The organism is Streptomyces sp. Y2F8-2 (assembly GCF_014905555.1).
Taxonomy (GTDB): domain Bacteria; phylum Actinomycetota; class Actinomycetes; order Streptomycetales; family Streptomycetaceae; genus Streptomyces; species Streptomyces cynarae.
This window is the reverse complement of the sequence record NZ_BNGS01000007.1, coordinates 446,675-465,821: the sequence shown is the minus strand read 5'-3', so window position 1 is coordinate 465,821 and position 19,147 is coordinate 446,675. Positions and strand designations below refer to the sequence as shown.

Annotated in this window: 16 protein-coding genes and 1 pseudogene; 16 read left to right on the top strand and 1 reads right to left on the bottom strand. The window is 70.3% G+C overall.

Annotated elements, in window-relative coordinates; translation table 11 throughout:
• Window positions 1-26: 26 nt before the first annotated feature.
• The 5 genes and pseudogenes from SY2F82_RS25330 to SY2F82_RS25315 all read left to right on the top strand — a co-directional run bounded on the left by SY2F82_RS25330 (window position 27) and on the right by SY2F82_RS25315 (window position 3,889).
• On the top strand, window positions 27-761 hold the full coding sequence (locus SY2F82_RS25330) for an SDR family NAD(P)-dependent oxidoreductase (RefSeq protein ID WP_200421466.1): 735 nt from the start codon (window positions 27-29) through the stop codon (window positions 759-761).
• A gap of 445 nt (window positions 762-1,206) precedes the next feature.
• Entirely contained in the window at window positions 1,207-2,163 is a 957-nt protein-coding gene (locus tag SY2F82_RS25325; protein WP_200421465.1) for an ABC transporter substrate-binding protein, read from the top strand.
• A 256-nt stretch (window positions 2,164-2,419) separates the two neighbouring features.
• Window positions 2,420-2,653: pseudogene (locus tag SY2F82_RS39090) on the top strand (ABC transporter permease subunit); the annotation flags it as partial.
• Between the two features lie 112 nt (window positions 2,654-2,765).
• Complete coding sequence (locus tag SY2F82_RS39085) at window positions 2,766-3,125, top strand: ABC transporter permease subunit (protein WP_374707206.1); 360 nt, start codon at window positions 2,766-2,768, stop codon at window positions 3,123-3,125.
• Window positions 3,122-3,889, top strand: coding sequence for an amino acid ABC transporter ATP-binding protein (locus SY2F82_RS25315; protein ID WP_200421464.1), 768 nt, complete (start codon window positions 3,122-3,124; stop codon window positions 3,887-3,889). Before SY2F82_RS39085 ends, SY2F82_RS25315 begins: the two co-directional genes overlap by 4 nt.
• Before the next feature lie 235 nt (window positions 3,890-4,124).
• Here the strand turns inward: SY2F82_RS25315 and SY2F82_RS25310 are convergent, their stop codons facing one another.
• Window positions 4,125-5,927: a glycoside hydrolase family 15 protein gene (locus SY2F82_RS25310; protein ID WP_200421463.1), complete on the bottom strand. Its 1,803-nt coding sequence runs from the start codon at window positions 5,925-5,927 to the stop codon at window positions 4,125-4,127.
• A gap of 492 nt (window positions 5,928-6,419) precedes the next feature.
• Here SY2F82_RS25310 and SY2F82_RS25305 point away from each other — a divergent pair, with 492 nt between their 5' ends.
• From SY2F82_RS25305 to SY2F82_RS25255, 11 genes are all read left to right on the top strand, one after another.
• Entirely contained in the window at window positions 6,420-8,096 is a 1,677-nt protein-coding gene (locus SY2F82_RS25305; RefSeq protein ID WP_200421513.1) for a CTP synthase, read from the top strand.
• 85 nt (window positions 8,097-8,181) lie between these two features.
• Window positions 8,182-8,811 carry an NUDIX hydrolase gene (locus SY2F82_RS25300; protein WP_200421462.1) on the top strand — a complete coding sequence of 210 codons (630 nt, stop codon included), beginning with the start codon at window positions 8,182-8,184 and terminating at the stop codon, window positions 8,809-8,811.
• A gap of 261 nt (window positions 8,812-9,072) precedes the next feature.
• Window positions 9,073-11,142 (top strand): tetratricopeptide repeat protein, encoded by a 2,070-nt coding sequence (locus SY2F82_RS25295; RefSeq protein WP_200421461.1) that lies wholly within the window; start codon window positions 9,073-9,075, stop codon window positions 11,140-11,142.
• 136 nt (window positions 11,143-11,278) lie between these two features.
• The gene (gene ald, locus SY2F82_RS25290; RefSeq protein WP_200421460.1) at window positions 11,279-12,403 is read left to right on the top strand and encodes an alanine dehydrogenase; all 1,125 of its coding nucleotides are present in this window, start codon (window positions 11,279-11,281) and stop codon (window positions 12,401-12,403) included.
• A gap of 420 nt (window positions 12,404-12,823) precedes the next feature.
• Entirely contained in the window at window positions 12,824-13,957 is a 1,134-nt protein-coding gene (locus SY2F82_RS25285; protein WP_200421459.1) for a ParA family protein, read from the top strand.
• Entirely contained in the window at window positions 13,942-14,532 is a 591-nt protein-coding gene (locus tag SY2F82_RS25280; protein ID WP_200421458.1) for a hypothetical protein, read from the top strand. Before SY2F82_RS25285 ends, SY2F82_RS25280 begins: the two co-directional genes overlap by 16 nt.
• Before the next feature lie 19 nt (window positions 14,533-14,551).
• Complete coding sequence (locus tag SY2F82_RS25275; protein WP_200421457.1) at window positions 14,552-15,721, top strand: ScpA family protein; 1,170 nt, start codon at window positions 14,552-14,554, stop codon at window positions 15,719-15,721.
• On the top strand, window positions 15,718-16,389 hold the full coding sequence (gene scpB, locus SY2F82_RS25270; RefSeq protein WP_200421456.1) for an SMC-Scp complex subunit ScpB: 672 nt from the start codon (window positions 15,718-15,720) through the stop codon (window positions 16,387-16,389). Before SY2F82_RS25275 ends, scpB begins: the two co-directional genes overlap by 4 nt.
• Complete coding sequence (locus SY2F82_RS25265) at window positions 16,389-17,459, top strand: pseudouridine synthase (protein WP_200421455.1); 1,071 nt, start codon at window positions 16,389-16,391, stop codon at window positions 17,457-17,459. Before scpB ends, SY2F82_RS25265 begins: the two co-directional genes overlap by 1 nt.
• A gap of 144 nt (window positions 17,460-17,603) precedes the next feature.
• Window positions 17,604-17,966 carry a chorismate mutase gene (gene aroH, locus SY2F82_RS25260; RefSeq protein WP_200421454.1) on the top strand — a complete coding sequence of 121 codons (363 nt, stop codon included), beginning with the start codon at window positions 17,604-17,606 and terminating at the stop codon, window positions 17,964-17,966.
• Window positions 17,963-19,048, top strand: a complete 1,086-nt coding sequence (locus SY2F82_RS25255; protein ID WP_200421453.1) for a prephenate dehydrogenase — start codon at window positions 17,963-17,965, stop codon at window positions 19,046-19,048. The genes aroH and SY2F82_RS25255 overlap by 4 nt, the downstream gene beginning before the upstream one ends.
• Window positions 19,049-19,147: the final 99 nt, after the last annotated feature.

The following is a 19,147-nucleotide window of genomic DNA, read 5'->3' as shown; positions in this document are numbered from 1 at the left end:
CTCCCCCCGGTAAAGGAATGTCTGACATGAGACTCAAGAACGTCGCCGCCCTGGTGACCGGTGCCAGCAGTGGAATCGGGCAGGCGGTGAGCTCCCACTTCCGCCGGGAGGGCGCGCGGCTGCTGCTCACCGGCCGCAGGGAGCGGCTCGACAGCGCTGAGCCCGACGACCTGTATGTTCCTGGAGACCTCAATGACGAGGCGTTCGTCGAGCACCTGGCCAAGCAGGCCGCCGAGTCCTTCGGCACCGTCGACGTCGTCGTCCTCAACCACGGCCTGCAGGCCAGCAGCCCGCTCACCGAGATGGCCTACGACGACGCGAAGAACGTGCTCGACAGCAACCTGCTCAGCGCGTTCCTGGTGATGAAGCACTTCGCGTCGCTGGTGCCCGAGGCAGGAGGATCGTTCGTCTGCGTCAGTTCCCGGCTCGGCATGGTCGGCAAGCCCGGAGAGGTCCTGTACTCCGCCGCCAAGGGGGGCCTCATCATGCTCGCCAAGGGTGCGGCGATCGAATGGGCCCCCCGCAACATCCGTGTCAACGTCGTCGCTCCGGGCCTGACCGCCACCCCGATCATCGAAGCGGCGTTCCAGCGCAGGCCCGACCCCGAGGGCTACCGCCGCGAGCGCGAGAGCCAGATCCCGCTCCAACGCCTCGCCACCCCCGAAGAGGTCGCTGACGCGGTGCTCTTCTTCGCCTCGTCGGAGTCGTCGTACGTGACCGGATCGGTCCTGACCGTCGACGGCGGGTACACCGCTTTCTGAACATCCCTGCTGGGCATCACCACCAGCAATGGGCTGAACGACCTGTTCTCCGTCTCGCCTTCTCCTCGGGCGACCGCCGATTGCAGGATCACCGATCGACCACGAGTCGAGCATGCCCCGATCGCCGCACTGGAACTGCGCCACCCACCGTGCGCCGTGCCGAGGACCGCATCCGCGCCACCCCTGCCCAGACCTGGGTTCAGGACGTCGCCCGCAGATCGGCCGGCGAGCGCTTCTGCGCGGAGCAGGCGGCCTGGCTGCCCTCGCCGCCCTTCCCTCCCTCGCCGCCCGCGGCATCGGCACCAGCCGCGCCTCGTCCAGCAACGGCAAGGCCGGCAGGTTCCCGATCGCCCCAGCCAGTTCGAAACAGCCACCCATCCGGGATCTGAGCGGCTCCCAGCGCGCTTTCCCCCTTGAGCTTTCCCCTTGAGTAAGGAGCAATCCCATGCGAGTCAGCAGACACTTGAGCGTCCCGTTCGTCACGGCGGCCCTGGCCCTCGCGCTCGCCGCGTGCGGGTCGGGCGGCACCGCGCAGAACGTGGGGGCGAAGAGCACGGCGCAGGGCGCGGGTTCCGGGTCGTCGGCCGAGCACACCGATGACATTTCGATCGGTGTGCAGCCGGATGCGAAGGCGGTGAAGCTGCTGCCGGCGGCGGTGAGGGCCAGGGGCACGATATCGGTGGCGATGGATCTGACCAGCCCGCCGACCTCGTTCATGGCGTCGGACAACAGGACGCCGATCGGGTTCAACCCGGACTTCTCCCGGCTGATCGCCGCCAAGCTCGGTCTGAAGCTGCAGATCAACAACGTCAAGTTCGACACGATCATCACCGGACTGCAGGCCGGCCGGTACGACTTCACGGCCTCGACCATGGGGGCGACCAAGGACCGGCTGAAGGTGCTCGACATGGTCGACTACTTCAAGGCCGGGACCGGGGTGTCCGTCCCTTACGGGAATCCGCAGAAGCTGGGCACCCACACGCTGTGCGGACATCGTGTCGGTGTCCAGTCCGGCAGTACCGCGGAGCTGCAGTGGCTGCCGCAGCTGTCCAGGCAGGACTGTACGAGCAAGGGCAAGCCGGCCATCGCAGCGGTGACCCTGCCCAGCGTGAACGACGCTCTGACTCAGCTGGTCTCCAAGCGGATCGACGCGGTGATGTACGACTTCACCGGGCTTCAGTGGGCGGCCAGCCAGCAGCCCAGGACGTTCGACGTCCTGCAGCCCCTGGTGGCCACCAAGACCGTGACCGTGGCGCTGAAGAAGGACTCGCCGCTCACGCCCGCGGTGCAGGCTGCCATCCAGTCGATCATCGACAGCCCCAAGTACGCCGAGGCGCTGGGCCGCTGGGGTTTCCACACCCTCGGGATCAAGACCGCGGCCATGGCCGTCCCGCAGGACTGAGGTTCCGATGGATGTGATCGAGACGACGATCAGGAGCCGACCGGTGCCCCAACTGCCGGCCGAAGAAAAGAAGCGGATCACGCCGAAGCGTCCGCGTGACTATGTCGCCTGGGTGGTCGCGATCGCGATCGTCGCCGCTCTGGTGTGGACCGCGGTGACGAACGAGAACTATCGCTGGCCGGTGGTGTTCAGCTACTTCACCACCCAGACGATCCTCAACGGCCTGCTGACCACGCTCCTTCTCACGGTGGCCAGCATGGCCCTGGGCACACTGCTGGGGCTGGTGCTGGCGGTGATGCGCATGTCGCACCAGCGGCCCGTCTCCGGGCTCGCCCAGCTCTACATCACCTTCTTCCGCGGCACCCCGGTGCTCGTGCAGTTGATCTTCTGGTTCAACATCGCGGCGCTGTACCCGCACCTCTCCATCGGCATCCCCTTCACCGGTATCTCCACGCCGGTGAACGTGAACGCGATCATGACGCCGATGACCGCGGCCGTCGTGGGCCTGACGCTGAACCAGGCCGCCTACATGTCGGAGATCATCCGAGGCGGGGTTCGCCTCCGTCAGCCGCGGACAGCACGAGGCCGCCGAGTCCCTGGGCATGTCGGCCTTCACCAAGCTCCGCCATGTGATCATCCCGCAGACCATGCCGGCGATCATTCCGGCCACCGGCAACCAGGTGATCGGCATGCTCAAGGAGACCTCGCTGGTGAGCGTGCTCGGCGTCGCCGACCTGCTGCAGAGCGCACAGGCGATCTACGCCCGCACCTACCAGACGATTCCGCTGCTGATCGTGGCCAGCCTCTGGTACCTGATCATGACGCTGGTACTGAGCGTGCCGCAGTCCATGATCGAGCGCCGTTTCTCCCGCTCGACCCGGGCACGGCTGACCCCGGCCGCCACCTCGGCCGAGCCGGGGGCCGGCCAGCCCGTTCCCATGACGAGGGAGTCACTGCTGTGAACGCCGACGGAACGATCGTCGCACGCAAGCTGTGCAAGAGCTACGGACGTCACCAGGTCCTGCACGACATCGACCTGACCGTGGCGGCCGGGGAGATCTCCTGCATCATCGGACCCAGCGGATCGGGCAAGTCGACACTGCTGCGGTGTATCAACGGGCTGGAGACCATCGACCGCGGAGTCCTGAAGGTCAACGGGGAGGACTTCGGCTACGTCGAGAAGGACCACGCCTACCACGCCCTGCCCCCCAAGCGGCTGGCCGAGCAGCGCGCCCGGATCGGCATGGTGTTCCAGCAGTTCAACCTGTTCCCCAACATGACCGCCGAGAGCAACGTCATGTCCGGACCGGTGCTGGTGAAGAAGAAGGACCGCGCCACCTCCCGGGAGCAGGCGCGAGAACTGCTGGCCAAGGTCGGCCTGGAGGGGTGCGGCCACAAGTACCCCGCCCAGCTCTCCGGCGGCCAGCAGCAACGCGTGGCCATCGCCCGCGCACTGGCGATGGAACCCACCATCATGCTGTTCGACGAACCCACCAGCGCACTGGACCCCGAACGCGTGGGCGAAGTACTCGCCGTCATGCGCGACCTCGCCGGCAACGGCATGACCATGCTCCTCGTCACCCACGAGATGGGCTTCGCCCGCGAGGTCGCCGACGAAGTGCTGTTCATGGACGGCGGCATCGCGGTCGAACGCGGCGACGCACGCGAAGTCCTGGCCAACCCCCGCGAGAAACGAACCCAGGCATTCCTCGAAAGGGTGCTGTAGCAGCGGCACGGACATCCGGTAGCGGTTTCGGCAGCGTCGCCGGCCCGGCACGGCCACTGCAGGTCCTCCACCACGGCCGCGTCACCACACCGGACACTCAGCCGTACCGGCGCGGCCACCGCTGTACCCCGTGATGTCCGAGGCGGCCTCCCTGGCCGCCGAACACCGGGCTCCTGCCCCGGCCGGCAGTGGAGACGACGACCGGGGAGGTCCTCTACACGAAGAGGGGAATCACTCAGCCCCCGTACGCCCCGGAAGCCGTAAGCCGCAGAGCCGTGTCGATCAGCGGCACGTGGCTGAACGCCTGCGGGAAGTTGCCGACCTGGCGCTTCAGGCGGGGGTCCCACTCCTCTGCGAGCAGCCCCACGTCGTTGCGCAATGCCAGCAGCTTCTCGAACAGCTTGCGGGCCTCGTCCACGCGGCCGATCATCGCCAGGTCGTCGGCCATCCAGAACGAGCAGGCGAGGAAGGCGCCCTCGTCGCCCGGCAGGCCGTCCACGCCCTCCTCCTCGCCCGAGGTCGGGTAGCGCAGGATGAAGCCGTCCGAGGTGGACAGTTCCCGCTGGATCGCCTCGATCGTGCCGATCACCCGCTTGTCGTCCGGCGGCAGGAAGCCCATCTGTGGGATCAGCAGCAGCGAGGCGTCCAGCTCCTTGGAGCCGTAGGACTGCGTGAAGGTGTTGCGCTCCTTGTCGTAGCCCTTCTCGCACACGTCCCGGTGGATGTCGTCGCGCAGCTCACGCCACTTCTCCAGCGGTCCGTCCGCGTCACCGGACTCGATCAGCTTGATCGTGCGGTCCACCGCCACCCAGGCCATCACCTTGGAGTGCACGAAGTGCCGGCGCGGGCCGCGCACCTCCCAGATGCCCTCGTCCGGCTCGTCCCAGTGCTGCTCGAGGTAGCGGATCAGCTTCAGCTGGAGCAGGGAGGCGTAGTCGTTGCGGGCGAGCCCGGTCATGTGGGCCAGGTGCAGGGCCTCGGTGACCTCTCCGTACACGTCCAGCTGCAACTGGTGTGCGGCGCCGTTGCCGACGCGCACCGGGGCCGAGTTCTCATAGCCGGGCAGCCAGTCCAGCTCCGCCTCGCCCAGCTCCCGCTCGCCCGCGATGCCATACATGATCTGCAGGTTCTCGGGGTCGCCGGCCACGGCCCGCAGCAGCCACTCGCGCCAGGCGCGCGCCTCCTCGCGGTAGCCGGTGCGCAGCAGCGACGACAGGGTGATCGCCGCGTCCCGCAGCCAGGTGTAGCGGTAGTCCCAGTTGCGCACGCCGCCGATCTCCTCCGGCAGGGACGTCGTGGGCGCGGCCACGATGCCGCCGGTCGGCGCGTACGTCAGGGCCTTCAGGGTGATCAGCGAGCGGATGACGGCCTCGCGGTAGGGGCCGTGGTACGTACAGTGCTCCACCCAGTCGCGCCAGAAGTCCTCGGTCGCCTCCAGCGACTGCTCGGGCTCCGGCAGCGGCGGCGGCTCCTTGTGCGAGGGCTGCCAGGAGATCGTGAACCCGATCCGGTCACCCGGCGCGACCGTGAAGTCCGCATACGTGGTCAGACCCTTGCCGTACGTCTCGGCCTCTGTGTCGAACCACACGGAGTCCGGTCCGGCGACGGCCACGGTGCGGCCCTCGTGCTTGTGCACCCAGGGCACGATGCGCCCGTAGGAGAAGCGCATGCGCAGCGCCGACCGCATCGGCACCCGGCCCGTGACGCCCTCGACGATCCGGATCAGCTGGGGGGCGCCGTCACGCGGCGGCATGAGGTCGATGACCCGGACCGTGCCGCGCGGGGTGTCCCACTCGGACTCCAGGATCAGCGACTCGCCGCGGTACGTGCGCCGGGTCGCCCTCGGCGGCTCGGCGTCCGACGCGTGCGCCGGGCCCAGCCGCCAGAAGCCGTGCTCCTCCGTGCCGAGCAGTCCCGCGAAGACGGCATGGGAATCGAAGCGGGGCAGGCACAGCCAGTCCACGGTGCCGTCCCGGCAGACCAGCGCCGCGGTCTGCATGTCTCCGATGAGTGCGTAGTCTTCGATGCGCCCGGCCAATGCAACTCCAGTCGAACGGCCACGTCGCCCCGAGGGGCGGTCGCTCTGTGCGGTCATGGGGGTCGTAAGAAACGGCGTTGTTCACCGACCCATTCGAAAATGATGCAGTCGATGTTCAACGAACTGACGAGCTCTTGTTGTTCCGGTGACCGGCGGGGGTGGTGCCGTTTTCCGGGAGTGCTCGGCAGAGAGTGTCCGAGCAGGATACGACGCACGTGCATGATCCGCGTGCCCCGCCGGGCAACCGGGCTGCCCCGAACGAGTGAGCCGCGGTGAAACCCCGGTGAAAACCTCTTAAGGTTCGCGCGTCCGTGGTGACACATGCGCGGAGCGTGGCCGGAAGCAGTCCCCTCGCGGCGCTGATACGCTGGTAGCCCGTGGACCGGTGGGCTCGAAACCCCCGAACCGCAGCGACGGCACCCCCGAAAAAAATACTTCGAGGACCAGCCGTACCGCACCCCAGACCGCGACCACGGGAGCCCCCTCTTGGCCATGCCGCCCGCTGCTTTTCGAAACAGCACAGCCACGACGACCAAGCACATCTTCGTCACCGGGGGTGTCGCCTCCTCGCTCGGCAAGGGTCTGACCGCCTCCAGCCTCGGCATGCTGCTCAAGGCCCGGGGCCTGCGCGTCGTGATGCAGAAGCTCGACCCGTACCTGAACGTCGACCCCGGCACGATGAACCCGTTCCAGCACGGTGAGGTGTTCGTCACCAACGACGGTGCCGAGACCGACCTGGACATCGGCCACTACGAGCGCTTCCTCGACCGCGACCTGGACGGCTCGGCGAACGTCACCACCGGGCAGGTCTACTCGACGGTGATCGCCAAGGAGCGGCGCGGCGAGTACCTGGGCGACACCGTGCAGGTCATCCCGCACATCACCAACGAGATCAAGCACCGCATCCGGCGCATGGCCACCGACGAGGTGGACGTCGTGATCACCGAGGTGGGCGGCACGGTCGGCGACATCGAGTCGCTGCCGTTCCTGGAGACCGTCCGCCAGGTCCGCCACGAGGTGGGCCGCGACAACGTCTTCGTGGTGCACATCTCGCTGCTGCCCTACATCGGCCCCTCCGGCGAGCTGAAGACCAAGCCGACCCAGCACTCCGTGGCCGCGCTGCGCAACATCGGTATCCAGCCGGACGCGATCGTCCTGCGCTGCGACCGCGAGGTCCCCACCGCGATCAAGCGCAAGATCTCCCTGATGTGCGACGTCGACGAGGCCGCCGTCGTCGCCTGCCCGGACGCCCGCTCGATCTACGACATCCCGAAGACCGTGCACGGCGAGGGCCTGGACGCCTACGTCGTCCGCAAGCTGGACCTGCCCTTCCGCGACGTGGACTGGACGACGTGGGACGACCTGCTCGACCGGGTCCACAACCCCGAGCACGAGGTCACCCTCGCCCTGGTCGGCAAGTACATCGACCTGCCCGACGCCTACCTCTCGGTGACCGAGGCGCTGCGCGCGGGCGGCTTCGCCAACAAGGCCCGGGTGAAGATCAAGTGGGTCACCTCGGACGACTGCAAGACCCCGGCGGGTGCCAAGAAGCAGCTGTCCGACGTGGACGCGATCTGCATCCCGGGGGGCTTCGGCGACCGGGGCGTGTCCGGCAAGGTCGGCGCCATCCAGTACGCCCGTGAGAACAAGGTCCCGCTGCTCGGCCTCTGCCTCGGCCTGCAGTGCATCGTGATCGAGGCCGCGCGCAACCTGGCCGGCATCCCCGACGCGAACTCCACCGAGTTCGACGCGGCCACCGCCCACCCGGTCATCTCCACCATGGCCGAGCAGCTCGACATCGTCGCGGGCGAGGGCGACATGGGCGGAACGATGCGGCTCGGCATGTACCCGGCCAAGCTCGCCGAGGGCTCGATCGTGCGCGAGGTCTACGACGGCAAGGAGTACGTCGAGGAGCGCCACCGCCACCGCTACGAGGTGAACAACGCCTACCGCGCCGAGCTGGAGAAGAAGGCGGGCATCGTGTTCTCCGGGACGTCGCCCGACGGCAAGCTCGTGGAGTACGTGGAGTACCCGCGCGAAGTGCACCCCTACCTGGTGGCGACCCAGGCGCACCCCGAGCTGCGCTCCCGCCCGACCCGCCCGCACCCGCTGTTCGCGGGCCTGGTGAAGGCGGCCGTGGAACGCAAGAACGGGAAGAACGGCAAGTAACACGGGGCCTGTACGGTGGCCGGGGTACGCGTCCTGACAGAGGCGTACCCCGGTTTCGTGCGAGGCGTGGGAGGAACAGGGCGACATGGCCACGATCAAGGACACCGCCGAGGAGTGGGAGATCCGGGCGAGCGAGACCCCGTTCGTCGGCAACAAGACCTCCGTCCGCACCGACGACGTGGTCATGCCGGACGGCTCGGTGGCGCGCCGCGACTACCAGGTCCACCCCGGCTCGGTGGCCGTCCTCGCCCTGGACGCCCAGGACCGGGTGCTGGTCATCCGGCAGTACCGCCACCCGGTGCGCCAGAAGCTGTGGGAGATCCCGGCCGGCCTGCTCGACGTCCCCGGCGAGAACCCGCTGCACGCCGCCCAGCGCGAGCTGTACGAGGAGGCGCACGTCAAGGCCGAGGACTGGCGCGTGCTGGCCGACGTCTACACCACCCCCGGCGGCTGCGACGAGGCCGTGCGCATCTTCCTCGCCCGCGACCTGTCCGCGGCCGACGGGCAGCGCTTCGAGGTGGAGGACGAGGAGGCCGACATGGAGCTGGCCCGGGTGCCGGTGGCGGACCTCGTGCGGGGCGTCCTGGCGGGCGACCTCCACAACAACTGCCTCGTCGTCGGCGTGCTGTCGCTCGTCGCCGCGCGGACCGGCGAAGGCCTGGACGCCCTGCGCCCGGCCGAGGCCCCGTGGCCGGCCCGGCCGTTCCAGGCGTGACGCCTCCGGTTCGGACACCGTCCCCAGGGGCTCCGCCCCTTCGCCCCCGGACGGGGGTGTCGAGGGGGGCGGGAGCCGGTTCGAGCCGTGGCGCCCCGAACGGGCTGAAAAATCACCACCGGTCGTACGATCGCCTGATCCGATCGAGGGACCTGTCCGCCGTGCTCCGCAGGGATCGTCGCAGAGCGTCAACTAGGCTCTGACAGCGACCCGCCCGAGGCTTCGGCGGGCCCGTGTGCGCAGTGGACGGGAGCGTGGCCCGTGACGGATCAGGCGGTGGACACAGACGGTGGCGTGCGGTCGGACAGCGATTCGCGTCCCGTCGCCGGCCACGGTCGGTTCCTCGGCCGCACACGGGAGTTGAAGGAACTCCGTGCCGACATCGAGCGCGCGGGCCTGGACACCCTCTCCGGACGCAAGGCACCCCGCGCCCGCGTGCTGCTCGTCGCAGGCCGCCCCGGTTACGGCCGCACCGCGCTCGCCGAGGAACTGGCGCGCCAGGTCGCGGCCGGTTACCCGGACGGCGTGCTGCGCGCCCGCCTCAGCGAGCCCGACGGCACCCCCGTCCCCACCGAGCGCACCGCCCGCGAGCTGCTGACCGCCCTCGGTGTGCCCACCCCGCCCGGGGCCGACGAGGACGAGCTGGGCCAGGCGGTGCGTGAGGCCCTCGCGGGGCGCCGAGCGCTGCTGCTGCTCGACGACGCCGTGTCCGCCGAGCAGGTGGACGCGGTGCTGCCGGACGCGCCCGACTGCCTCGTCGTCGCCGTCGCCCAGGGCCCGCTGACCGGCATCGCGGACGTGCGGCCCTGCACCCTCGGCGGCCTCGACACCAAGGCCGCCCTGGAACTGCTCACCCGGTACGCCGGCTCCGTGCGCGTCACCGTCGACCCGCGTGCCGCCGAGGGGCTCGTCGAGGAGTGCGCGGGCCAGCCCGCCGCGCTCGTCCTCGCCGGGGGCTGGCTGGCCGCCCAGCCCAAGGCCGCCGTCGCCGACCTCGCCCGGCACCTGCGCACCGGTGCCGAGGACGGGCCGCCCCTCGCCCGCGCCTTCCGGCTCTCCTACGAGGCGCTGCCGGGCTCCGCCCAGCGGATGCTGCGGTTGCTGTGCCTGGCCCCCGCCGGCCTGCCCGATCCGCACACCGCCTCCGCGCTGGCCGGCTGCCCCGTCGACACCGCCTGCGCCGCCCTCGACGATTTCACGGACCGCGGCTTCCTGCGGCGCCTTGGGACACCCCTGCCGCAGTACGAGGTCCCGGGCTGCCTGCTGCCCCTGCTGCGCGCCCTCGCCGAGCGTCACGACCGTCCGGCCGAGCTGCAGCTGGCCCGCGCCCGGATGCTGGAGCGGACGGTACGGCTGCTGCAGTCCTGCCGGGTGATCACCGAGACCGACAGCCCCGAGGCGCGCGAGAAGCTCGCAGGGCTGCCCCGCGAGTTGCGCTTCGCGAGCCCCCGAGCGGCCGAGGACTGGCTGCGCCTGCGGCAGCCCGCGCTGCTGGCGTCGGCCCGGCTCGCGGTCGCCGACGGCGAGCTGGACACCCTCGCGCGGCGTCTTATGGCCGCGCTGGTGCGGGCCCTGGTCGCCCACTTCGGCACCCGGGCGGCCGCGCCCGAGCTGTACGGCATCCACCGGCTCGTCCTCGATGTCGCCGAGCGCCGCGGCCTGCACCGCGAGAAGGCGGCGGCCCTGCTGAACCTCGCCGACGTGGACGCGCGGACCGGCCGTACGAGGGAGGCACTGGCCCGCTACCGGGCCGCGCTGGACGCCGGACGGGCCGGCAACGACCCGTATGCGACCGGCCGCGCGATGGAATCCGTAGGCGGCGCCCACCAGGAGATCGGGGACTTCGACCGGGCGGCCGACTGGTACGGCAGGGCCCTGTCCCATCGCCTCGCCCGCGACGAGCGCGCGGAGGCCGCCCGCCTGTACGGCCGCCTCGCCACCGTCCAGACCTACGCCGGCCGCTACGGCGAGGCGCAGCGCAACTGGCGCGCGGCGATCGCTCTGCACCGCAGGAGCGGCGATGTGGCCGCGCACGCCCGGGCGTTGAGCGAACTGGCCCGTGTCCAGGAGTACGCCGGACGCCCCGAGGAGTCGCTGCGCACCTGCGAGGAGGCCGTCGAGTGGGCGCGGCAGGCCGACGACACCCGGCTGCAGGCGGCGCTCCGGCTCCGGGTCGCCGACACACTGGAACGTCTCGGCGACCCGGCGGCCGCCGCGCTGCACCGGTCGGCGGCCGAGCGCATGCTGGGAGACGGTGCGCAGGAGGGTCCACTGACCCCGGAACACACCGCTAACGCCTGCGAAATCCGTAGTACACCCGCTGAAGATTGATGCAATGAAAGGCTAGACAGCGGGAACACCTTCATTAAACTGGCTTCGCCGCACGTTCTCCTGCGGTGTCTCCCGGTGTGCTCCTGTGCGTCCGGGTATGTCTTGCAATGCCCCCACATTCCCTGAGCCAAGGACCGTGATCGACGTGAAGGTCGGCATCCCCCGCGAGGTCAAGAACAACGAGTTCCGGGTGGCCATCACCCCCGCCGGCGTGCACGAGCTGGTGCGCCACGGCCACCAGGTGGTCGTCGAGCGGAACGCCGGTGTCGGCTCCTCGATCCCGGACGAGGAGTACATCGCCGCAGGCGCGCAGATCCTGGACACCGCCGACGAGGTGTGGGCCACCGCCGACCTGCTGCTGAAGGTCAAGGAGCCCATCGCCGAGGAGTACCACCGCCTGCGCAAGGACCAGACGCTCTTCACCTACCTGCACCTGGCCGCCTCCAAGGAGTGCACGGACGCGCTGCTCGAGTCCGGCACCACGGCGATCGCCTACGAGACGGTCGAGCTGTCGAACCGGGCGCTCCCGCTGCTCGCCCCCATGTCCGAGGTCGCGGGCCGGCTCGCCCCGCAGGTCGGCGCCTACCACCTGATGGCCGCCAACGGCGGCCGCGGCGTGCTGCCGGGCGGCGTCCCGGGTGTGCCCGCCGCCAAGGCCGTCGTCATCGGCGGCGGCGTGTCGGGATGGAACGCGGCGCAGATCGCCATCGGCATGGGCTTCCACGTCACCCTGCTCGACAAGGACATCAACAAGCTCAAGGAAGCCGACAAGATCTTCGGTACGAAGATCCAGACGGTCGTCTCCAACGCCTTCGAGCTGGAGAAGGCCTGCCTCGACGCCGACCTCGTCATCGGCGCCGTCCTCATCCCGGGCGCCAAGGCCCCGAAGCTGGTCACCAACGAGCTGGTCTCCCGGATGAAGCCCGGAAGTGTCCTTGTCGACATCGCGATCGACCAGGGCGGCTGCTTCGAGGACTCGCGCCCGACCACGCACGCGGAGCCGGCCTTCAGGGTCCACGAGTCGGTCTTCTACTGCGTCGCCAACATGCCCGGCGCCGTCCCCAACACCTCCACCTACGCACTGACCAACGCCACGCTGCCCTACATCGTGGAACTCGCCGACCGCGGCTGGGTCGAGGCCCTGCGCCGCGACGCCGCGCTGGCCAAGGGTCTCAACACCCATGACGGCAAGGTGGTTTACAAGGAGGTCGCCGAGGCACACGGCCTGGAGCACGTCGAGCTGGAATCCCTGCTCGGCTAGTTCCTCACGGGCCGGTCACCGGTGCGGGTTCGATTTCCCGTGCCTACAAGGCGATAGGTCAACACGCCTCGTCAACACCGCTCATCCGGCCGGACCTTGCCCGACAAGGTCCGGCCGGATGTGTGTATGGTCACTTTGCGACACTCGTTCAAGTCGCCTCGAACGCAACCCTTCCACCGTTTCGCACACCGGTGAAACCGGGCGAACGACGCCCGGACGCCCTTGACAGCGGGATGTTTCATTGCCGACACATCGATCCGGGTCCGGCGGATTGTGTTGCTGCGGACCGCCGACACGCCATAGAGTCGCCAACCGTCGGCATGGTGCCACGCTGACCTATCTAGAAGTTTCCTGGTCACCAAGGAGGTAAGACGACTTGTGAATGAGTCGACATTTACTCCCGGGGGTGGTCAACCAGGAATGCCTGCGCGGGGCACGGGCCCCACGGGGCTCGAGGCTGTCGGCTCCGTCGCTGTCCGTACCTTCGCAGCCCACCAGAGCCAGAGCCCCCACATGGCTCAGACAGCACACCAGAGCATGGATGGCCAACACGTGAACGCCATGTCCGGCGACGGAAGTGGCGGAGTCCACAACCACTTCGCCGACTACGAAGAGCTGCCCGACGGGCACTTCTACGACCCCGACGCCGAATACGAGCCCGACCCCGAGTACGCGGCCACGCTCGCGCCCGACGCGGCCCGGCAGCGCCGTGAGCGCATCGGCCCCACCGGCCGCCCACTGCCGTACTTCCCGATCCCCGGACCGCTGACCGACCACGGCCCGGCCACGATCATCGCGATGTGCAACCAGAAGGGCGGCGTCGGCAAGACCACGTCGACCATCAACCTGGGTGCCGCGCTCGCGGAGTACGGGCGCAGGGTGCTGCTCGTCGACTTCGACCCGCAGGGCGCGCTGTCCGTGGGACTCGGCGTGAACCCCATGGAGCTGGACCTCACCGTCTACAACCTGCTCATGGAGCGGGGCATGTCCGCGGACGAGGTCCTGCTGAAGACCGCGGTCCCCAACATGGACCTGCTGCCGAGCAACATCGACCTCTCGGCCGCCGAGGTCCAGTTGGTGTCGGAGGTCGCGCGCGAGTCCACGCTCCAGCGGGCGCTCAAGCCGCTGCTGCCGGACTACGACTACATCGTGATCGACTGCCAGCCCTCGCTCGGCCTGCTCACCGTGAACGCGCTCACCGCGGCGCACAAGGTGATCGTGCCGCTGGAGTGCGAGTTCTTCGCACTGCGCGGTGTCGCGCTGCTCACCGAGACCATCGAGAAGGTCCAGGAACGGCTCAACCCCGACCTCGAGCTCGACGGCATCCTCGCCACGATGTACGACTCCCGGACCGTGCACAGCCGTGAGGTCCTCGCGCGGGTCGTCGAGGCGTTCGACGACCACGTCTACCACACGGTGATCGGCCGGACCGTGCGCTTCCCGGAGACCACGGTCGCCGGTGAACCGATCACCACGTACGCCTCCAACTCCGTCGGTGCCGCCGCCTACCGCCAGCTCGCCAGGGAGGTGCTCGCCCGGTGTCACGCCGAGTGAGTCTGCCGGGGGCCGACGAACTGTTCCGTACCACCGGGGGAACGGCGCTCCAGGCGTCCACTCCCAGGCGCCAGGCCAACGGCGAGGCCCGGGTGCCGGCTCCCGCGGGCGAGAGCGACCCGGCGGCCACGGAGGACGCACCGCCGTCGGTGCCCGTGCAGGGCGGCGACGGGGAGGGCGACGAGCACGTCGCGGCGGACGCCGCGGAGACCGACGCCGGGGAGTCCCGTGCACGGTCCACTGCCGCCGAGCGGACCGCGCGGCGTGGCGCCGCGGCGGCGCAGGAAGGTTCTGCCGGTTCCTCCGCGGCCTCATCCGCGGCCGAGCAGCGAAAGCGGGGGCGTGCAGCCGGGCGGCGGCCCAGCGGCCGCGAGCGGCACGACGAGAAGATCACCGTGTACGTGTCCGCCGAGGAGCTGATGGACCTCGAGCACGCACGGCTGGTGCTCCGGGGCGAGCACGGGCTCGCGGTGGACCGCGGGCGGATCGTGCGGGAGGCCGTCGCCGTGGTGCTGGCGGATCTGGAGTCCCGGGGGGACGCGAGCATTCTCGTACGTCGGCTCCGGGGGCGGTAAGAGGTAGCCTGCGACGGCTATGACCTCGAACGACGGCTCCGCTTCCGCTTCCGGTTCCCCCGGCTCCGGCGGGCGTCGGCGTGCGCTGGGGCGGGGTCCCGGAGCCGCACCGGTCGCACCCGCGCTGCCTGCCCAGGAGGCGGAGCCGCTCGAACAGGTACCGCCGGCCGCCGAGCCTGAACCTCGGCCCGAGCCCGAATCCCGGCCCGAGCCTGAACCTCGGCCCGAGCCTGAACCTCGGCCCGAGCCTCAGCGTGAGCCCGAGCCTCAGCCGGAGGCCGAGCCCGAATCTCCGCCTCGGCCCGAACCGGAGGCCGTGGTCGAGGCGACCGGGGCCCCCGCACCTCCCGTCGACGAGACCGAACCCGGCGACGGCGTCTTCAAGGTCCGGCTCGACAACTTCCAGGGTCCCTTCGACCTGCTCCTGCAGTTGATCTCCAAGCACAAGCTCGACGTGACCGAGGTCGCCCTGTCCAAGGTGACCGACGAGTTCATGGCGCACATCCGGGCCATGGGGCCGGACTGGGACCTGGACCAGACGACCGAGTTCCTCGTCGTCGCCGCCACGCTGCTCGACCTCAAGGCCGCGCGGCTGCTGCCCGCCGCCGAGGTGGAGGACGAGGCCGACCTCGCCCTGCTCGAAGCCAGGGACCTGCTGTTCGCGCGGCTGTTGCAGTACCGCGCGTACAAACAGATCGCCGAGATCTTCAACCGGCGCACCGACGACGAGGCCCGGCGGTATCCCCGTACCGTCGGCCTCGAGCCGCACCACGCCGAGCTGCTGCCCGAGGTCGTCATCAGCATCGGCCCCGAAGGGTTCGCCAAGCTCGCCGTCAAGGCGATGCAGCCCAAGCCCAAGCCGCAGGTGTACGTCGACCACATCCACGCCCCGCTCGTCAGCGTGCAGGAGCAGGCCGGGATCGTCGTGGCCCGGCTGAGGGAACTCGGGGAGGCCAGCTTCCGGGCGCTGATCGAGGACACCGACGACACCCTCACCGTCGTCGCCCGCTTCCTCGCACTGCTGGAGCTGTACCGCGAGAAGGCCGTGGCGCTGGAGCAGGAGGCCGCCCTCGGCGAGCTGGTCGTGCGCTGGACCGGTGGGGACGGGGACGCCGACGTCATGGTCACCGACGAGTTCGACCGGCCGCCCGAGGAGCCAGAGCCGGCCAAGGAGGAGGAGAAGGCGTGAGCGAGGACACCATCGACGCACCGGCAGGGCTGAACACCGTCGCCGACCTCGACCTCAAGCCCGCCCTCGAGGCCGTCCTCATGGTCGTGGACGAGCCCGCCACCGAGGAGCACCTGGCGAAGATCCTGGAGCGGCCCCGCCGGCAGATCGCGGACGCGCTGCGCGAGCTGGCGGACGAGTACACCGTGCAGCGCCGCGGCTTCGAGCTGCGATTCGTCGCGGGCGGCTGGCGCTTCTACACCCGCGCCGAGTACGCCCCCGCCGTGGAGCGGTTCGTGCTCGACGGGCAGCAGGCGCGCCTCACCCAGGCCGCCCTGGAGACCCTCGCCGTGGTCGCGTACCGCCAGCCGGTCAGCCGCAGCCGCGTCTCGGCGGTGCGCGGAGTGAACTGCGACGGGGTCATGCGCACCCTCCTCCAGCGCGGTCTGGTCGAAGAGGCGGGCACGGAACCCGAAACAGGTGCGATCCTGTACAGGACGACGAACTACTTCCTGGAGCGGATGGGCCTGCGCGGCCTGGACGAGCTTCCGGAGCTCGCGCCCTTCCTCCCGGAGGCGGAGGCGATCGAGGCCGAGACCCAGGAGGGCGTACCGTCGTTCGACCCGGATGCTCCCGATGCTCCGGACGCAGACGACGATCACACGACGAAGACGACGACGGAACTTTGATGCGAAGCAGCGGCAGCGGCAAGAGCGGCGGGCGCGGTAACTACCGCGGTGCCGGCAACAACAGGGACCAGAAGCAGGGGCAGGGCCGCCCCCGCAAGCCCCGCCCCGAGGAGCGCCGCTACGACGTCGGCCCGGGCGCCACGCAGGACGGCCCGAAGTCCGGGCGCGGCGGCGCGGCCCGCGGTGGCGCCAAGGGCGGTCCGAAGCAGTCCCAGCAGCGCGGCGGACGCGGTCGTACGGCCCCGGCGCGCCCGCGCGAGTACGAGGCGCAGATCGAGGAGCGCAACCGCGAGCGGTACGCGGGCAAGAAGGACCTCAAGCTGCCCAAGACCTTCCCGGGCGCCGAGCAGGAGGGCGAGCGGCTGCAGAAGGTGCTCGCGCGCGCGGGCTACGGCTCCCGGCGCGCCTGCGAGGAGCTGATCGAGCAGGCCAGGGTCGAGGTCAACGGCGCGATCGTCACCGAGCAGGGCCTGCGGGTCGACCCCGAGAAGGACGAGATCAAGGTCGACGGGCTGACCGTGGCCACGCAGTCGTACCAGTTCTTCTCGCTCAACAAGCCCGCCGGTGTCGTCTCCACCATGGAGGACCCGGAGGGCCGCCAGTGCCTCGGCGACTACGTCACCAACCGGGAGACCCGGCTCTTCCACGTCGGCCGGCTCGACACCGAGACCGAGGGGGTCATCCTGCTCACCAACCACGGCGAGCTCGCGCACCGGCTGACCCACCCCAAGTACGGCGTGAAGAAGACCTACCTCGCGCACATCGTGGGCCCGATCCCGCGCGATCTCGGCAAGCGCCTGAAGGACGGCATCCAGCTCGAGGACGGGTACGCCCGCGCGGACCACTTCCGGGTGGTCGAGCAGACCGGCAAGAACTACCTCGTCGAGGTGACCCTGCACGAGGGGCGCAAGCACATCGTGCGGCGCATGCTGGCCGAGGCCGGGTTCCCTGTGGACAAGCTCGTGCGGACGGCCTTCGGGCCGATCACGCTGGGGGACCAGAAGTCGGGGTGGCTTCGGCGGTTGTCCAACACGGAGGTCGGCATGCTGATGAAGGAAGTCGATCTCTAGCACCTCGGAGCTCGACACCTTCGGGTGGACGGCGACTGCGGCTTCGTCTTGGTTGATCGCGCAGTTCCCCGCGCTCCTGAGGGGCGCGGGGCGTGCCCTACGCTGGTGAGCAGACCTTTCCGTAGATCAGCAAGGAGCACCACCGTGGCGGTACGAGCGGTCCGTGGCGCCGTTCAGCTCGAGCGGGACGAGGCCGGGCACATGGACGAGCAGGTCGGTGCCCTGCTCACCGCCATCCTGGAGCGCAACGGGCTGACCACCGACGACCTGATCAGCATCTGGTTCACGGCCACGCCCGATCTGCACAGCGACTTCCCGGCGGCCGCCGCCCGCAAGCTCGGCATCGTCGACGTGCCGCTGATCTGCGCCCAGGCGCTGGACATCGAGGGCGCGATGCCCCGGGTCGTCCGCATCCTCGCCCACATCGAGTCCGACAAGCCGCGCGTGGAGATCGCGCACGTCTACCTCGGTGCCGCCGCCGCTCTGCGCAAGGACATCGCCCAGTGAGGACCGCACTCGTCATCGGTACGGGGCTGATCGGCACGTCCGTGGCCCTGGCGCTCGCCGCCCGCGGGGTCACCGTGCACCTCGCCGACCACGACCCGGAGCAGGCCCGTACGGCCGCCGCGCTCGGAGCCGGGACCGACGAGGCGCCCGAAGGCCCGGTCGACCTGGTCATCGTCGCCGCCCCGCCCGCCCACGTGGCCGCCGCGCTCGCCGACGCCATGCGGCGCGGCCTCGGGCGCGGTTACCTCGACGTGGCCAGCGTCAAGGGCGGGCCGCGCCGCGAGCTGGAGGCGCTCGGCCTCGACCTGACCTCGTACATCGGCACACACCCCATGTCGGGCCGCGAGAAGTCGGGCCCGCTGGCGGCCAGCGGCGACCTCTTCGAGGGACGGCCCTGGGTGCTCACCCCGACCCGGGACACCGACACCGAGGTGCTCAACCTCGCCCTGGAGCTGGTCTCGCACTGCCGTGCCGTGCCGGTCGTCATGGACGCCGATGCCCACGACCGGGCCGTCGCGCTCGTCTCGCACATGCCCCACCTGGTCTCCAGCATGGTCGCCGCGCGCCTGGAGCACGCCGAGGAGGCGGCCGTACGGCTGTGCGGGCAGGGCATCCGGGACGTGACCCGGATCGCGGCCTCCGACCCCCGGATGTGGATCGACATCCTGTCCGCCAACCCGGGCCCGGTCGCCGACCTGCTCTCCGAGGTCGCCGCCGACCTCGACGAGACCGTCCAGGCTCTGCGGGCCCTGCAGTCCTCCGACGAGGCCAAGCGGCGCGAGGGCACCGAGGGCATCGAGAACGTGCTGCGCCGCGGCAACGCCGGGCAGGTCCGGGTGCCCGGCAAGCACGGCAGCGCCCCACGGGCGTACGAGACCGTGGCCGTCCTCATCGACGACCAGCCCGGCCAGCTGGCCCGTATCTTCGCGGACGCGGGCAGGGCCGGGATCAACATCGAGGACGTCCGCATCGAACACGCGACGGGGCAGCAGGCGGGCCTGGTCCAGCTGATGGTCGAGCAGACGGCCGCTCCGGTGCTGAGCGCCGCGCTGCGTGAGCGGGGCTGGTTGATCAGGCAGTAGGACGGCCGTACCACCGGCCGCGGGTCCGCGCCGGGCGCTGCGGCGACCGGGTGACGGGCAGGGCCGGCATGCCGGGCCCGGCGAGCCAGTAACCTTGTG

Excerpts from the sequence above, each read along its gene's own strand:
- SY2F82_RS25330 (WP_200421466.1), top strand. The coding sequence starts at position 27 with ATGAGACTCAAGAACGTCGCCGCCCTGGTGACCGGTGCCAGCAGTGGA.
- SY2F82_RS25325 (WP_200421465.1), top strand. The coding sequence starts at position 1,207 with ATGCGAGTCAGCAGACACTTGAGCGTCCCGTTCGTCACGGCGGCCCTG.
- SY2F82_RS39085 (WP_374707206.1), top strand. The coding sequence starts at position 2,766 with ATGTCGGCCTTCACCAAGCTCCGCCATGTGATCATCCCGCAGACCATG.
- SY2F82_RS25305 (WP_200421513.1), top strand. The coding sequence starts at position 6,420 with ATGCCGCCCGCTGCTTTTCGAAACAGCACAGCCACGACGACCAAGCAC.
- SY2F82_RS25300 (WP_200421462.1), top strand. The coding sequence starts at position 8,182 with ATGGCCACGATCAAGGACACCGCCGAGGAGTGGGAGATCCGGGCGAGC.
- SY2F82_RS25285 (WP_200421459.1), top strand. The coding sequence starts at position 12,824 with ATGCCTGCGCGGGGCACGGGCCCCACGGGGCTCGAGGCTGTCGGCTCC.
- SY2F82_RS25275 (WP_200421457.1), top strand. The coding sequence starts at position 14,552 with ATGACCTCGAACGACGGCTCCGCTTCCGCTTCCGGTTCCCCCGGCTCC.
- SY2F82_RS25265 (WP_200421455.1), top strand. The coding sequence starts at position 16,389 with ATGCGAAGCAGCGGCAGCGGCAAGAGCGGCGGGCGCGGTAACTACCGC.